The 14,133-nt window shown below is 63.3% G+C and carries 16 protein-coding genes, 1 tRNA gene and 2 pseudogenes; 9 read left to right on the top strand and 10 right to left on the bottom strand.

The window, feature by feature from the left end:
* Positions 1-10: 10 nt before the first annotated feature.
* Positions 11-679 carry a GntR family transcriptional regulator gene (locus tag MESS4_RS24080; protein WP_006336672.1) on the bottom strand — a complete coding sequence of 223 codons (669 nt, stop codon included), beginning with the start codon at positions 677-679 and terminating at the stop codon, positions 11-13.
* Between the two features lie 231 nt (positions 680-910).
* Between MESS4_RS24080 and MESS4_RS24075 the strand changes: the two genes are divergently transcribed.
* Both MESS4_RS24075 and MESS4_RS24070 read left to right on the top strand, forming a co-directional pair.
* A complete protein-coding gene (locus MESS4_RS24075) occupies positions 911-3,013 on the top strand; it encodes an EAL domain-containing protein (protein ID WP_036241999.1) in 2,103 nt (700 codons plus the stop codon).
* A gap of 14 nt (positions 3,014-3,027) precedes the next feature.
* On the top strand, positions 3,028-3,267 hold the full coding sequence (locus MESS4_RS24070; protein ID WP_036241988.1) for a hypothetical protein: 240 nt from the start codon (positions 3,028-3,030) through the stop codon (positions 3,265-3,267).
* Positions 3,268-3,301: 34 nt separating this feature from the next.
* On the opposite strand, the gene MESS4_RS24065 is transcribed toward MESS4_RS24070, so the two are convergent.
* Positions 3,302-3,631: a GYD domain-containing protein gene (locus MESS4_RS24065; protein WP_006336667.1), complete on the bottom strand. Its 330-nt coding sequence runs from the start codon at positions 3,629-3,631 to the stop codon at positions 3,302-3,304.
* 837 nt (positions 3,632-4,468) lie between these two features.
* Here MESS4_RS24065 and MESS4_RS24060 point away from each other — a divergent pair.
* A complete protein-coding gene (locus MESS4_RS24060; protein WP_006336664.1) occupies positions 4,469-4,753 on the top strand; it encodes a hypothetical protein in 285 nt (94 codons plus the stop codon).
* A gap of 56 nt (positions 4,754-4,809) precedes the next feature.
* Here MESS4_RS24060 and MESS4_RS24055 read toward each other — a convergent pair whose 3' ends face one another.
* A complete protein-coding gene (locus tag MESS4_RS24055; protein ID WP_051070912.1) occupies positions 4,810-5,274 on the bottom strand; it encodes an MgtC/SapB family protein in 465 nt (154 codons plus the stop codon).
* A gap of 167 nt (positions 5,275-5,441) precedes the next feature.
* On the opposite strand from MESS4_RS24055, the gene MESS4_RS33700 reads away from it, so the two are divergent.
* The 5 genes and pseudogenes from MESS4_RS33700 to MESS4_RS24040 all read left to right on the top strand — a co-directional run bounded on the left by MESS4_RS33700 (position 5,442) and on the right by MESS4_RS24040 (position 9,635).
* A complete protein-coding gene (locus MESS4_RS33700) occupies positions 5,442-5,720 on the top strand; it encodes a hypothetical protein (RefSeq protein ID WP_157385656.1) in 279 nt (92 codons plus the stop codon).
* Positions 5,721-6,285: 565 nt separating this feature from the next.
* Positions 6,286-6,456, top strand: a complete 171-nt coding sequence (locus MESS4_RS33695) for a hypothetical protein (protein WP_006336657.1) — start codon at positions 6,286-6,288, stop codon at positions 6,454-6,456.
* Between the two features lie 269 nt (positions 6,457-6,725).
* A pseudogene (locus MESS4_RS34760) lies at positions 6,726-6,791 on the top strand (TlpA family protein disulfide reductase); the annotation flags it as partial.
* Between the two features lie 24 nt (positions 6,792-6,815).
* Complete coding sequence (locus MESS4_RS24045; protein WP_006336648.1) at positions 6,816-7,076, top strand: DsbA family protein; 261 nt, start codon at positions 6,816-6,818, stop codon at positions 7,074-7,076.
* A gap of 30 nt (positions 7,077-7,106) precedes the next feature.
* Positions 7,107-9,635, top strand: coding sequence for a heavy metal translocating P-type ATPase (locus MESS4_RS24040; RefSeq protein ID WP_006336647.1), 2,529 nt, complete (start codon positions 7,107-7,109; stop codon positions 9,633-9,635).
* Here the strand turns inward: MESS4_RS24040 and MESS4_RS24035 are convergent.
* The 5 genes from MESS4_RS24035 to MESS4_RS24015 all read right to left on the bottom strand — a co-directional run bounded on the left by MESS4_RS24035 (position 9,632) and on the right by MESS4_RS24015 (position 12,194).
* On the bottom strand, positions 9,632-9,823 hold the full coding sequence (locus MESS4_RS24035) for a hypothetical protein (protein WP_006336646.1): 192 nt from the start codon (positions 9,821-9,823) through the stop codon (positions 9,632-9,634). The genes MESS4_RS24040 and MESS4_RS24035 overlap by 4 nt on opposite strands.
* Positions 9,824-9,946: 123 nt before the next feature.
* On the bottom strand, positions 9,947-10,303 hold the full coding sequence (locus MESS4_RS34745) for a hypothetical protein (protein ID WP_244441200.1): 357 nt from the start codon (positions 10,301-10,303) through the stop codon (positions 9,947-9,949).
* A tRNA-Gln gene (locus tag MESS4_RS24025) sits at positions 10,290-10,363 on the bottom strand. The genes MESS4_RS34745 and MESS4_RS24025 overlap by 14 nt, the downstream gene beginning before the upstream one ends.
* A gap of 367 nt (positions 10,364-10,730) precedes the next feature.
* Positions 10,731-11,609, bottom strand: a complete 879-nt coding sequence (locus MESS4_RS24020) for an arginase family protein (protein ID WP_157385655.1) — start codon at positions 11,607-11,609, stop codon at positions 10,731-10,733.
* Between the two features lie 114 nt (positions 11,610-11,723).
* Positions 11,724-12,194, bottom strand: a complete 471-nt coding sequence (locus tag MESS4_RS24015) for an Lrp/AsnC family transcriptional regulator (protein WP_036241994.1) — start codon at positions 12,192-12,194, stop codon at positions 11,724-11,726.
* Positions 12,195-12,351: 157 nt separating this feature from the next.
* Here MESS4_RS24015 and MESS4_RS24010 point away from each other — a divergent pair, with 157 nt between their 5' ends.
* On the top strand, positions 12,352-13,113 hold the full coding sequence (locus MESS4_RS24010; protein WP_006336641.1) for a tryptophan 2,3-dioxygenase family protein: 762 nt from the start codon (positions 12,352-12,354) through the stop codon (positions 13,111-13,113).
* Positions 13,114-13,128: 15 nt separating this feature from the next.
* Here MESS4_RS24010 and MESS4_RS34740 read toward each other — a convergent pair.
* Both MESS4_RS34740 and MESS4_RS24005 read right to left on the bottom strand, forming a co-directional pair.
* A pseudogene (locus MESS4_RS34740) lies at positions 13,129-13,352 on the bottom strand (hypothetical protein); the annotation flags it as partial.
* Between the two features lie 174 nt (positions 13,353-13,526).
* Positions 13,527-13,832: a hypothetical protein gene (locus MESS4_RS24005; RefSeq protein ID WP_006336640.1), complete on the bottom strand. Its 306-nt coding sequence runs from the start codon at positions 13,830-13,832 to the stop codon at positions 13,527-13,529.
* Positions 13,833-14,133: the final 301 nt, after the last annotated feature.

Raw genomic sequence — 14,133 nt, 5'->3', positions numbered from 1 at the left:
GCCGCGCTCCCTACGCCGCGTCGCCCGTCTTATCGATCTCCCGCAGATAAAAGATCTTGCTCGGCTGCAGATGGTCGACGCAGAGCTGCGCCAGCACCCAATTGTCCCTGCGCTTCATCGCCTCGATCATGAGCCAGTGGTGCTGGCGCGACACTTCGAGCTCCTCGCGGTCGGCAAGCGAATTCGCCCGCACCGGCAGGCTGAGCCGCATGTAGTGATCGATCGACGACACCAGATAATCGTTGCCACAGGCCGACAACATGGTCAGGTGGAACCGGTCGTTGGCCTCATGGATGCCGCGCAGATAGTGGGCGTCGACATGGGTGCTGTAGACCCGGTGGATCTCCATCAGCTCCTCGATTAGCGCGTCGCTCGCCGGCAGCGGGATCATCAGCGCCGCCTGTCGCTGCAGGAGTTCGCGCACTTCGTAGATCTGGCGTACCTCGTCCGGCGACAGCCGCCGCACCATCGCGCCCTTGTTGCGCTCGCGAGTGACGACGCCGAGTTTTTCCAGCTGGTAAAGCGCCTGGCGGATGGTGTGGCGCGACACCGGGAAGCGGGCGAGCAGGACGTCCTCGACCAGCCGGGCGCCGGGCTCCAGCCTGCCGAAGATGATGTCTTCCTCCAGCGCCCGCACGATTTCGGCTTCCTTGCCGCCATAGTCTGCCGCGTTGAGCATTATGTCGTCCTCGCGCCGTTCGCTGCGGCCACTCTAGCCGCAGAGCGAGCCTTGTCGCTATTAGCAGAAATCTAAATCATGATTATTGATAATATTGACCGCTCGCCTGGCGGCGAACAGGTGATCCCGCGGTCCGATCGAAGCGCCACGGCCGCCGCGGCGCTGTTTGCAGTAACGGTTTCTTCTCTGATTTTGCTGCACAGTGGCCCGATCGGAGGGCGAAACCAGGGCATGGCCGACGACAAGACACGCAATGGAGCGTTCTGGGAGCTGGCGCTCGAACGCGCGCATCTTGGCGTCTGGGACTGGGATTTGCGGAGCGGCGACTGTTTCTACTCGGCGATGTGGTCGCAAATGCTCGGCTATGGCGAAGGCGAGCTTGCCATGACAAGCGATCTCTGGCTGCGGCTGACACATCCCGACGATCGCGAGCAGGCGGTGGCCAGCGGCGAGCGCCATCTCTCCGGCCAGACCGATACCATCGAGACCGAACTCCGGCTGAAGCACAAATCCGGTCACTGGGTATGGGTTCTCGATCGCGGCGGTGTGGTCGAGCGCGATGCGACCGGCCGTCCCCTGCGCATGATGGGCGTCCAGACCGACATCACCAAGCAGAAGGAAGCGGAAGCTCAGCTCGAACAAGTCAATGCGCGCTTTCGCCTGGCTTTGGCGGCCAGCGGCACCGGCATCTGGCACTACGATCTCGCCGCGCGCAAAAGCTACTGGGATGCCCGCACCAGGGAAATCTTCGGCTTTGTCTCCGATACCGACGAGGTGCCGCGCGACCTCTGGCACAGCTATCTGCATCCCGACGACAAGGACGATGCCGAGTTGGCCCACATGGCGCCGCTGCAGACACGCGACGTCGTCGCCGTGCAATACCGCATCATCCGGCGCGACGGCGAGATCCGGCATATCGAATCCCTGGTGCGGTTCATCGCCGACGCGCAATCGTCAGGCCAGATCCTGGGCACGGTGCGCGACATCACCGAGGCGAAGCGGCGCGAGCAGGAACTGGCCCATGCGGCCCATCACGACGCCCTGACCGGCCTCTTGAACCGCGCCGCCTTCGATCGGCTGCTGGCCGACGACATCGCGACGGCGCGGCAGTTTCCGCTCGCGGTCTTCTATGTCGATCTCGACTACTTCAAGGCGCTTAACGACTTCGCCGGTCACGCCGCCGGCGATCTCGCGCTGAAGAGCGTCGCCGAGGGCATCGTCGGCTGCCTGCCGTCGGCGGCGCATGCGGCACGTCTCGGCGGCGACGAGTTCGCGCTGCTGGTGCCCGATTGCGATGCCCAGCAAGCCGAGAGGCTCGCCGGCGCCGTTCTCGCGGCGGTCCGCGACGCCGACCTCGGCTCGACGGCGACGTCGCGCAAGCTCGCGGCCAGCATCGGCATTGCCTTTGTTCATGACCAGGGCACTACGGTGGCCGACGCGCTCGCCTGCGCCGACGACGCCTGCTATGCGGCCAAGGCCGCCGGGCGCGATCGCTTTGCGATGTTTTCCACCGAGGGCGCGTCCGGTTCCGGCGGCCTCAATGCGGCGCGGCTGGCAGCCGACACCGTCGATGCCATGGAGGACGGCAGGCTGAAACTGTTCGGCCAGGAAATCCACCGGCTCGGAAAGCCCTGGCAGGAGAGCCGCCGTGTCGAAGTCCTGGCGCGGCTCGTCGGGCGCAGCGGAAAACTGATCCCGCCGGGCGAGTTCATCCCGGCGGCGGAGCGATTCGGCATCGCGTCCAGGCTCGATCGCTGGATCATCAGGACGGCGCTCTCGCTGTATGGTCCGGCGCTGAAGTCGGGGGCGCTGACGCTCGGCTTCAACCTGTCGGCGCAGACGCTGAGCGACCCGCAGCTTTGGGATTTCGTCGACGCCGCCATCGACGAGGCCGGCGCGCCGCATTTCGGCATCGGCTTCGAGATCACCGAGACGGCGGCCGTCACCAATTTCGGTGCCGCCGAAGAGTTCGTGCGCAAGGCGCGCGAGCGGCACTGCCGCGTCAGCCTCGACGATTTCGGGGCGGGGATGAGCTCGTTCGAATATCTCAGGCGTTTTCCCGTCGACCAGATCAAGATCGACGGCTCCTTCATCGAACACATCGCGCAAAGCCGCTTCGATCGCGAAATCGTCTCGGCCATATCGGGAATCGCCAGAAGCCTCGGCTGCTCCGTGGTGGCGGAAAAGGTCGAACGGCAGGATGCGCTGGAAATCCTCCAGGAGATGGGCGTCGCCTTTGGCCAGGGGTATTTGCTGCACCGGCCGGAGCCGCTGGAGGCGATCGTGGCGCGTGCGACCGTTCGAACGGGGTTGCCGGTCGGACGGCAAGCGTAGCATTCGCTGGCCGGATGCGCCGCCACGCGCCGATTTTGCGCAGTTCCGGCGGCTCCGGCAGGCGGGCTTTCTTCGCCTCCGTGTCGATGGCGAGCACCATCATGGAACTTTTAGTTGTGGCTTATGTTCTGTTCTTGCAGTCCTCGTCCATCGACGACGTGACTCAGGAGGAGCGTGTCATGAACAATATTATTTGGTTGGTCGGGGCCGTGGTGATCGTACTGGCGATACTGAGTTTTTTTGGCCTAAGATAGGTGCGTGGGCGAACGCCTCGTCTTGAGAAGTTCGTCAGGGCTTTCCCGGCGGGCGATATCGGATCGACTTCGCCTTGCCAAGGGCTTGCATCGTCTCTTCGACGCTCAGGAGAACGGTGGTCTCGTACGAGCTGAGCGCTCCTCCCGCGCCAATGGCAAGCACGACAGATGCCATCGAAACATTGTCTGGCGCCTCCCACAGATTCCAGCCATCGTGCTCTCCGAAAGCGTACCAGAACCCGTGCAGCTTTCCGCCCGCCGCTTCGATGTAGCTACGGGCTGCCTCGCGTCGATCCTCGGGGTTTTCGATCATGCGCGCCCAGGTCTCGGGCGTATAGCTGAACCGTGAGAGATACATGGGCATGGTTCGCCTCCTGGGGCAGCCGATCCACAGCGGCTCGGCGTCGAGGGGATCGAGGGGGGACTGGCGCCGAGCCTAACCGGTTTGGGTAGTTCACCGGCTGACTGAATATGCGCCTAAGCTAATATAATCGCAATGCCGATGAACGTGCTCCAAGGCCGATCAGGTCGACCTTGCAGGCGGGATCCCAAGCGAGTGGACATCAAGTATTGCGAGGGGGCCTTCGGCAAACCGGCAAAGACGATGTCTTGCCGTCACCCAATGCGGCGCGTGTTCCCCGTGGCGTTTTGCGGGTAGCCGCTGCCTGCCGATGTCGATTTGCCGACGGCCGAGCGCAAGGCGGATGCTCGCCGCTATCGGACCTGGCTAGGGCACGGCGGGCACGGCTCGGGTCACGGCGGAGACCACGGACAGGGACGCCGGCACGGATCGTTTCTTGGACGACTTTTCGACTGACATGTGATTGCCAATGCCGTCGGGCTCGACGGCCGCCAGTGGCGAAACGAGTCGGTCGATGGGAACGGGGCATTTGCGGGCCCGAGGCCGCATTCAATTCGACCTTAACCTCCGCCACGCGGCAACGATCGGCGGCAGGCGGACGAAACGCTGCCGCCACGCAGTTGCCGCGCGGCGACTGCGACAATGTTGCTTAAAAGATGGAGAAGCAGTTCCGCGTAGAATTGGTCAAATCCGATGAAGGAGGCAGGTATGGGCGGACATTAGCGCCACGGCTACCGAAGCCACGACAATCGCGGCGGAAATGAATTCCAAGGTTGGCGAGGCCACCAGGCTGGCAGGACCAGCGTATCACGACTGTCGAAGCCGATCTCCTGGATCGTCGTGATCGGCGTCCTGGCGGTCTGGTCGCTGCTCGCTTGGGTAGGTTACGCTCTGGTGGACCCCGTCCTCAGCTGGTTGGCGGGCACCGCCGGGAGTGGGCAAGGAGTGGTTGCCGTCGTCGACAGCCTCAACGTCGGGGGCGTTCTGGGACAAGCCAAAGCTTTGCTGCGAATAGTCGTGAAGCCGGCGATTGTCGTCCTGTGGGCAATCGGCGCCCTCGTCCTCATCGCTGCGCCTTTGATCCTGCCGAGAATCGGCCGGCTGCTTAGCCGGCTCCGGCGCTGATCCACCAACAGCTTGCTCGCCCTAACGCGAAGAACTCTGTTAACTGCGTTGGCCGCTCAGGAAGCGTCCGGCTGATCCGGCTTGGTCTCGGCGTCACGGGCGACTTCCTTGAGCGGCGCGAGATAGCGCAACGTCACATAGGTGACCGCACTCAGGATCACGGCTATATCGTAAAGGCCATAGCCTACCGCCGCGCCTAGCGCACCGGTCGCCCACAGGCTTGCCGCCGTCGCTGTGCCTAGGGCCTGGGTTCCGTGTTTCAAGATGGCGCCGCCACCGATGAACCCCACGCCGGTGATCAGCCCCTCCAGGATTCGCGCCTGGCCGGGTGAAGTCGCCCCAAGGACCCCGATCGCGACCAGCACGAAGCCGCATGCGGCCATGGCGACAAGGGGAAAGGTTCGGATGCCCGCGCTGCGTTCCTCGCGTTCCCGATTCCAGCCGATGGGGAGCGCAAGCACATAGGCGACAGCAAGGTTGAGAATATGGGACAGCACCTCCCACGCGGTCATCGAGAACATCATAGCCAAGCTTGTACACACCGCCGCCGCGGGCCGCCATGTCATTTGACGCGCCTTGGTGCGATATTCGAGGAACGCCTTGTCGCACCGTCCTCCGATGCCAGCCTTCGGGAACAAAGGCCCGGCCGGCGCATTCCTCCCGAACAACTTGAGCAAGGGAGAATACAATGCCACAGGAAAAGCCCGGCCAGCATCACGACCATCCTGGACATTCGCCCGGAGATCGTGATCAGCACGGCCACCGTGACGAAGTCGGCAAGAAGGAGGTGCCCGGCAAACATCACGATCACCCTGGCCACACGCCCGGCGATCTCGATCAGCACGGCCACCGCGATAAGGCCGGCCAGAAGGAGGTGGCCGGCGAGCACCATGATCATCCTGGCCACAAGCCTGGCGACTTGGATCAGCACGGCCACCGTGACAAGGGCCGAGCGTCCAAGAAGTAACGTTGCGCCAAGTCGGATTCCGTTGCGGCTCCTCACATCTCTGGGGGAGCCGCTTCCATAGTCGGGGCAGACCCAGGCTCGGGCTCAACAGCTGGCGCTTGACCATCAGGTCCGCTGGATGTTGCGGCATGCTCGCAGTCTTCGAGCGGGGTAGTTCGCAATTGCAATTCTTGAAGAGCTGGAGCGACTACGAACAATGAGAGATCTGCAATCATCCGCCGGGCTATGCGCATTCCTCTACTTGGCGGGTTAACGGTCGAGTATAACCTCCGGGCCTGTAGCTATGAGTCCGTCTGCGCGGCCGTAGTCTGCGGTTCTGGATTCAATATTGAACATGAGGCCGAGCGGCGGAGCGAGCCCGATAAGCGAAGAAACTGGTCGGAAAGCCCTATCGATGAGCGTCCGGTGCCACATTTGATGATCGCTGATCGATGTGGCGACGCGAGGCCTTTATTTCTTCGGCACTTCACAAATCTGGCCCACCCTTCGAAGAGGTTGGACCCGATCACCCACCGTGGCGCGGGGCTAGACTAAGACCACCAAGGGCCGGCAACAGGATCAATCCGTGGACACTTGCGCCCTGCTGGTTACTCCGCCTATTGTCGGGTGGCGCGGCGCCTCTCTCAGGGACAAGGTGCTGGACGTTTCGCTGATCAAGGTGACCACGGGCGAGACCTACGGCTATGTTGCCCTGGGAGATTCCACCTGCAACAGCCACAAGTCACTAACCCCTTGACCCTATGGTAGCTTCAACCTTTACAGATTGAATGTGGAATGATTATCCGCGCCAACAACACGGGACGCGGGCGAAGGATGTCAGCTTGAAGGGAGCGAGAATTGCCATTCCAGTCCAGTGGCCGGCTTTCGTTGCAATCGGCTTCGCGGCATTGGCCGATGCTGTGGTCGGAGCGGTGTTTCTAGCTATGCCGTTATCTTCAACGAAGCAGAACGAAAAGGCGCCAACGACGTCCGCAGCGTTGACGGACTTGCAATTCGAGACTGGAAAACGGCAACCCCCTCGCACTGGAGAGTTTCCGAGGCAAAGCCGTGTTGCTGAACCTCTGGGCGACCTAGTGTCCGCCTTGCCGGACGGAGATGCAATGGGGGGCCGACGGCAGCCCCGATCCGGAAAGCGCATGGGCAGTCGCGCAGGAGGTGGGACTGGACATCGCGAAGGCAAAGCAGGACGCTGTGACCCCGGAGGTAGACGCGGTCCTGGCCCAGGATGTCGCAGACGTGAAGGCGGTGGGCATCACGGGCACCCCGACCTTTTTTGTCAATGGAAAGCTGCTGCCCTCATTCGGGCGTAAGCAATTGGAAGATCTCGTGAAGGCCGAAGTTGCGGCGTCCAAATAAGGGCGCCTGACCCGCTGGGAGTGTTTCACAATGACGAGCAAGCTACGCCTGGACCTCCCGCTGCTGCTGCCGCAGATCGCGGACGAGGCCGACGCATGTGTCGCGCGGTTGACTTCCGATCTTGAAGTGCGAGACGGGATCGAGAAGGTCCATATCGTGGCGGCAGACGGGGATGAGCCTGCCAAGCTTTGCGTTCACTTCGATCAGGAGATTGTCCCGCTCAAGCGAATCCGCGAGATCGCCCAGGCGGCCGGCGCGCGGATCACGGCCCGGTTCGGACATGTCACCTGGAATGTCTCCGGCATAGGTCACGAGCGCCGCGCGCGCACGGTCGCCGAGAAAATCGGCTCGCTGGCAGGCGTGGTCGAAGCGGAAGCGAACTCCGCCGGCACGGTGCATGTCGAGTTCGATCGCGAAGCCGCTTCAGAGGATAGGATAGCCGAGGCGCTTCGCGCCCTCGGCGTCGAGCGGAACGGAGAGCCGGCATCCGCTCCCGATGACGACGGTGACGCACATGCCGGCCACGACCATGGGCCGGGCGAAGAACATAAAGCGGGCGACGGCCACGATCATGCGCATGGCCAGTTCCTCGGGCCGAACACGGAACTGATCTTCGCCCTATTGAGCGGCGCGCTGCTCGGGGTCGGCTTCGCGATCGAGAAACTGGCGGCGGGCGCCCCCGGCTGGCTGCCGACGGCCTGCTACATCGCCGCCTATTTCTTCGGCGGCTTCTTCACGCTGCGCGAGGCTGTCGACAACCTCCGGCTCAAGAAGTTCGAGATCGACACGCTGATGCTGGTCGCGGCGGCCGGCGCGGCGGCACTGGGGGCTTTCGCCGAAGGCGCGCTGCTGCTGTTCCTGTTCAGCCTCGGCCACGCGCTCGAACATTATGCCATGGGCCGCGCCAAACGGGCGATCGAGGCGCTGGCTGAGCTTGCGCCGCCGGTCGCGACCGTGCGGCGTGACGGTCAGACCAGCGAGATCCCGGTGGAGGAACTCGTTCTCGGCGACATCGTGGTCGTGCGCCCGAACGAGCGGCTGCCTGCCGATGGTTTTCTGGTGAAGGGAGTGTCCAGCGTCAACCAGGCGCCCGTCACGGGCGAGAGCATTCCGGTCGACAAGCGCCCGGTCGCGGACGCCGCCGCAGCCCGCGCCCGGCCCGATTCGGTGGACACCGCCTCGCGCGTCTTTGCCGGAACGATCAACGGCGCAGGTGCGATCGAGGTCGAGGTGACGCGACGCTCCACCGAGAGCGCGCTCGCCAAGGTGGTCAAGATGGTGAGCGAAGCGGAGGCTCAGAAATCGCCCACGCAGCGCTTCACCGACAAGTTCGAGCGCATCTTCGTGCCTGCCGTCCTCGCTCTTGCCTTCATCCTTCTGTTCGCCTGGGTCGTGGTGGACGAGCCCTTCCGCGACAGCTTCTACCGCGCGATGGCGGTGCTGGTGGCCGCGAGCCCCTGCGCGCTGGCCATCGCCACGCCGAGTGCCGTCCTGTCGGGCGTCGCCCGGGCGGCGCGCGGCGGCGTCCTGGTGAAGGGCGGCGGACCGCTTGAGAACCTCGGCTCCCTGACGGCGATCGCGTTCGACAAGACCGGCACGCTGACGCAAGGCCAACCCCGCGTCACCGACATCGTCACCGCCGACGGCGTCGACGAGGGCAAACTGTTGACGGTGGCGGTCGCGGTGGAGAGCCTGAGCGACCATCCGCTGGCCGAGGCGATCGTGCGCGACGGCAAGGAGAAGCTGAACGGGAAGGAGGTCGCCACGGCGTCCGATGTCAGTAGCCTCACGGGCAAGGGCGTCACGGCGACGCTCGAGGGACAGACGGTCTGGATCGGCAAGGCCGAGATGTTTGGAACCGACGGCATTCCAGCTCTCGGCGAAGCGATGACCCGGGCCGTCGCGCGGCTTCGGGAAGGCGGACGCACGACGATGGTGGTTCGGCAGGGCGAGCGTGATCTTGGCGTGATTGGGCTTATGGACACGCCGCGCGCCGCGGCGCGGGACGCGCTGGTGTCGCTTCACGAGACCGGCATCAAGCGCATGATCATGCTCTCTGGCGACAACCAGAAGGTCGCCGACGCGATCGCGAAGGATGTCGGCCTCGACGAAGCCTGGGGCGACCTCATGCCGGAGGACAAGGTGAAGGCGGTCAAGAAGCTGCGGTCGGAAGGCCAGGTCGCGATGGTCGGCGACGGCGTCAACGACGCGCCGGCGATGGCGAGCGCGACCGTCGGCATCGCCATGGGCGCGGCCGGCTCGGACGTGGCCCTCGAGACCGCCGACGTCGCGCTGATGGCGGACGACCTGTCGCACCTGCCCTTCGCGGTGGGGCTGAGCCGGCGTGCACGCTCGATCATTCGCCAGAACGTGTTCGTAAGCCTTGGCGTCGTCGCCATACTGATCCCTTCGACGATCCTCGGCCTGGGCATCGGGCCGGCAGTGGCCATGCACGAAGGCTCGACCCTGCTCGTCGTCTTCAACGCGCTGCGATTGCTCGCCTATCGAGATCCCTATCGCCCCGCGGCCGCCAAAGTGAATGGCGCAATCGCCGCCTAGGCTAATTTCTGTCGCTTGGCGCTGGAAAACACCGTCGTCTCCGCCGAGCGCTGGGCTTCGCGCATGATCTTCAACGCTTCGTCCCGGGTCAGTCCGCATTTTCGGGCGAAGTAGGCCGCCTCGTAGGCTTCCGCCGGAGAGACCGCGGAAATACCGGACAGTTCCGGTTTTGATTTTCTCTTGGCCATGCCGGTTCGCCGACTGTGAATCATTTAGTCAGCTAAGGTACCACTGTTGTTTGTCAAGGAAAATCCCGGCCGCGCCGGCTACGGAGCGCCAGCTATTAGGGCCGGCGTCGCCTGATATGGCGATCACGACGCCCGGTTTTGCCGTACATCGACGGTGTCGGTCTCATTCAAGAGATCGCAGAGCGAAATGGCCTCGTGGTGACACAGGCCGATCAGCGCCAGCGCTGAAAACTGGGCCGGCAGATCGAGCTTTTTATCCCACACCATCCATCTGCCGTTTGGCTCCATGATGCATTCAAAGCGCAATACATGTTCCGACATTCGACCTCCGACGGCAGCTGCCGGACTGGTACCGCGTCGAAGTAAATGAGTGGTTGCGTTTTTGAAACCTGACGTTGAATCTGGTTGATCGCGACGGCAGGCGGAAAGATCGGCGCTATCCCGCAGTGGCGCCAGCGCGCGCCACTGGTTCCCGCTCATGGGCTCGAACCACGATTCACGCCTTCAAAGGGCGCTGTCCTACCATTAGACGAAGCGGGATCAGACGAAGCAAACGCTGTCTAACACTTTCCCGTCCGCGAATGAAGCTGTCCCCAGAATCAAGCGCAAGAGATCGGGTGCAAGGAAATCAACGCAGCGGACCCAAGCAAAATTCCGTGACAGCGGCAAGACGCTTCAGAAGATCCAAACCGCTCTTGCAGGCGTTGCTGCAACCAGAAGACCCCTGGCGCATTCTTGGGGATGGCCTCGATGCTCCAGCCCGACACGCCGGCAAAATGCTGCTCCTACTGCGGCGGGCGCGACCATAATTACGAGGACTGCCCGAAGCGGAAAGCCGATGCCGAGCGGCAGAAGGAGACACGTTTAGAAGTGTGTTCCTGTCTCTCTGCCGAGATGCGTCCCGAATTTATCCAAGGGCGTCCGCAAGCACGTCGTTCAGGCGTGCGAACGCGGCGGACTCGTCTGGCGCATGGGCCGGATTAACCTCCGTGATGGTCAAGCCGCGCCATTGCGGCAGGGCGGTCAACCGCTTCAGCACGAAGGCGGCTTGCTCCAGTTTGAGACCGTCGCAGCGGCGCACATTCTCAGCGATCGGAAAATCGACAAAGGAGAGTACATCGGCATCGAAATGAATAAGCACGCAGTCAAAACGCGTCGCCCAATCGGCCGCACGCGCCGAAGCCGCCTCGATATCGCCCAGAGCTTCCTCACGCGATATCACCTCAATCGCATAGTCCCTCATCGTGATGGCTTCGGGCGGAGTGATGTTCTCGACGCCGAAGTAGAGGAGTTGTCGAGGCACGAGCATCGGATGGGTCGGGCCAAGCCTGGCGGGCGAAGGCTCGCATCCGGGAATATCGAGCAGATGAGCGACACCAGTCCAGTCCAGGGCGCCGTCGCTCGTGTCAGGTGTGTTGAGGTCGGCGTCGAAGTCCATGTAGAGGAGTCCGATCCGCGCGCCGGCCGCGTTCGCTCCGGCGACCGTTCCCAGCTCCACGGTACAATCGCCGCCTAGAACGAGGACGTCTTCCTGCGCCGCGATCGCCGTCGCCACGTGGCTTGCGACCACGTCACAGGCGTCGCGCACGGCCTCCAGGTTCATGGCCCGCGGCCGCGAGGGATCCGGCCGCCATCGGAACGATGCGACATCGCCATGATCCATGATGGTTCCGTCTCGGCTCGCGAGCGCCTCTGCGAGCCCATGCCGGCGAAAGGCCGCGGGGGCCTGTTCCTGTCCCGGCGAATAGGCGCCGGCGCTGGTGGCGGCGCCGATAATGTTCAACAAGCGCGCCGCCAACCCGAAGCTCCATTTTCGGACGACCCTCGTTGCAAAACGTGTCCAGAGGGAGGAAGGTTCCTCTTCGGCGTTGAAAGCCTGTCGCCCCGAAGCGTCGGCCCGCTATCGCTTCCGCGCATGCCCCACGGCATTGGCAAACGAGATGTCGCCCTTGATCTCGCGCATCGCCATCGAGGTGATGGTCCGGCGCACGCCGGGCAGGCGGCTGAGTTCCACGCGCAGCATCCGGTCCAGCGCCATCATGTCGACGGTGACGATCTGCAGGAGATAGTCGGCCTCGCCCGTGGTGGCATGGCAGCGCCGGATCAGCGGGTGTTTCCTGACCGCGGCCTCGAAGGCGTCGGAGACCTCGAAATCGATCGATACCTGGATGAAGGCCTCGATGCCGAAGCCGAGTTTTGCCGGGTCGATGCGCGTCGAGTAGCCCCTGATAATGCCGGCATCCTCCAGCGCCTTGACCCGCTTCCAGCACGGCGTCTTGCTCAGGCCGACCTCGTCGGCGAGCGCGGCAAAGGAAATGCGCGCATCGCGTTCGAGCGCTTCCACAATCTTGAGGTCGAGGACATCCGGCACCAATCGTTCTCCAAAGCTGATACAAGGGCGGACTTTTGTCCTCCATTTACCGCTATTTGGATAACAGAAAGGAACAATGTTCAAGCCGAAAGCGGCTATCCTGTTGGCTCGGATCGAACAGATGCTTGAGCCCTCAGGCCGGGCAGGGAGAAAAACCATGCACAAGCCGGACTATTACGCCCGCATCGAAACCCCCGAGATGCGCGACTACGGCGTCTATCTCAAATGCGACAGGCTGCTGGCCTGCCAGAAGCCCCTGGCCGAGATGGTCAACGCGGATGAGTTGCAATTCCAGATCGTGCACCAGGTCGAGGAGCTGTGGATGAAGCTCATCGCCTACACGCTGGTCGATGTCGTCGATTTCCTCGAACGGCAGAACACCCATCGCATCGTCACGCTGATGGGGCGTGTGCACCGGCTGATGCGCATGATGACGGCGCAGCTCGACCTGCTCGAAACCATGTCGCCCAAGGAGTATCAGCAGATCCGGCTGCAACTCGGCAATGGCAGCGGCCAGGAATCGCCGGGCTTCAAGCTCCTGCTGCGCATGCCGCCCGACCTGTGGCAGGCCTTCAAGGCCTCCTATCTCGACGGACGCGGGCTGACCGTCGAGGACATCTACGATAGCAGCTACGATCACGGCGACAGCTATGTCGTGGCCGAGGCGCTGATCGAATTCGACGAGCTGTTCCAGAAGTTCCGCGCCAACCATCTCCAGCTCATCCACCGCTCGATCGGGCTCGGCTCGAAATCGCTGAAAGGCCGCCCGGTCGAACTGCTTGAGGCCGGCGCCCGCCACCGCTTCTTCCCGGAGCTGTGGGACATACGCTGCGCCATGACCGACCGCTGGGGCATGGAGTATGGCACGGTGCGGGCCCCGATCAGCCACCCGGAGGCGAAGGTGGGTAAAGGAAGGTGACGCTGGCGGGACAGCGCCCCCCTCTGTCCTGCCGGACATCTCCCCCACAAGCGGGGAGATTGGCAGTTTCGCCGGCCGCGCTCTCCTCCTCGCTGCTGATTAGCGAAAGCGGAGGCAACGGCCAATCTCCCCCCAAGTGGGGGAGATGTCCGGCAGGACAGAGAGGGGCGCGAAGGATCGCTGCGTTGCTCCAAAGTCCTGCAATACCCAGCGCTTTCTATTCCTCCGGCCAAAACCATTTCCAACCTGATGTCGGAACCGCCGCGCTTTGCCCGTCCTTGGGGCGAAACCGCAGCAAACCCGGAGGGACATCATGGAAACCGTTCAATCGCCGTTTGCCGCCGTGCATGGACCGGGCAATGTGCTGGCTTCGAAGCTTGGCAGGGCGTGAGGATCCCGCATCGGAAAGCGCTTCACATCTGGTCGTTATAAGGTTCCTTCATCTGACCGACCATGCGTGCCAGCTTGGAGAAGGACGGCATGTCCGTTTCCGGCTGGCATTGGTTGGCCAGTTCCAGCAGCCGGATCGGGAAGTTGACGGCGTCGCGGCTCGACGCCGACATGCCTCCGGAACGTTCCTCGCCGGTCTCGCTGGCCTCGGCCCTGCGCAAGGCGATGTCGATCTCCTCGACCGTCAGTACGCCCTTGCGGACCAGCACCTGGTTGATCGATGCGACGGCCATCAGGAGGCCCTCGAGCTGCAGATTGGCGACGTTCATGGCTGTTGCTCCCATTGGTCCAAGGCGCGTGGCGTTCCGCGCTTTGGCGACATGCATCAAGCACCAAACGCGCGAACGTGTGTTCCGATCCGGAATGGCGGCGCGTGGATCGGGCGCTTAGCGGACGATTGCGCGCGGGAGCCGCTCGATGCAGGAATTTTTTCCTCGAATCGACCGCTCCGCCATTGACCTCGTGAGGGCAGCTATGCTATTGATTTGGGCATGGTGCTGATTTGCGCCAACGACCCGCCGCCGAGGCGGGTTTTTTGTTCTCTGGCCCTCTTCCGACAAGAACGTCGGC

This window comes from Mesorhizobium sp. STM 4661 (genome assembly GCF_000359125.1).
Taxonomy (GTDB): Bacteria; Pseudomonadota; Alphaproteobacteria; order Rhizobiales; family Rhizobiaceae; genus Mesorhizobium.
The sequence above is the reverse complement of the archived record's forward strand: the minus strand, read 5'-3'. Positions and strand labels throughout refer to the sequence as shown.

Excerpts from the sequence above, each read along its gene's own strand:
- MESS4_RS24080 (WP_006336672.1), bottom strand. The coding sequence starts at position 679 with ATGCTCAACGCGGCAGACTATGGCGGCAAGGAAGCCGAAATCGTGCGG.
- MESS4_RS24075 (WP_036241999.1), top strand. The coding sequence starts at position 911 with ATGGCCGACGACAAGACACGCAATGGAGCGTTCTGGGAGCTGGCGCTC.
- MESS4_RS24070 (WP_036241988.1), top strand. The coding sequence starts at position 3,028 with ATGCGCCGCCACGCGCCGATTTTGCGCAGTTCCGGCGGCTCCGGCAGG.
- MESS4_RS24065 (WP_006336667.1), bottom strand. The coding sequence starts at position 3,631 with ATGCCCATGTATCTCTCACGGTTCAGCTATACGCCCGAGACCTGGGCG.
- MESS4_RS24055 (WP_051070912.1), bottom strand. The coding sequence starts at position 5,274 with ATGTTCTCGATGACCGCGTGGGAGGTGCTGTCCCATATTCTCAACCTT.
- MESS4_RS33700 (WP_157385656.1), top strand. The coding sequence starts at position 5,442 with ATGCCACAGGAAAAGCCCGGCCAGCATCACGACCATCCTGGACATTCG.
- MESS4_RS24045 (WP_006336648.1), top strand. The coding sequence starts at position 6,816 with ATGCAATGGGGGGCCGACGGCAGCCCCGATCCGGAAAGCGCATGGGCA.
- MESS4_RS24040 (WP_006336647.1), top strand. The coding sequence starts at position 7,107 with ATGACGAGCAAGCTACGCCTGGACCTCCCGCTGCTGCTGCCGCAGATC.
- MESS4_RS24035 (WP_006336646.1), bottom strand. The coding sequence starts at position 9,823 with ATGGCCAAGAGAAAATCAAAACCGGAACTGTCCGGTATTTCCGCGGTC.
- MESS4_RS34745 (WP_244441200.1), bottom strand. The coding sequence starts at position 10,303 with ATGAGCGGGAACCAGTGGCGCGCGCTGGCGCCACTGCGGGATAGCGCC.
- MESS4_RS24010 (WP_006336641.1), top strand. The coding sequence starts at position 12,352 with ATGCACAAGCCGGACTATTACGCCCGCATCGAAACCCCCGAGATGCGC.
- MESS4_RS24005 (WP_006336640.1), bottom strand. The coding sequence starts at position 13,832 with ATGAACGTCGCCAATCTGCAGCTCGAGGGCCTCCTGATGGCCGTCGCA.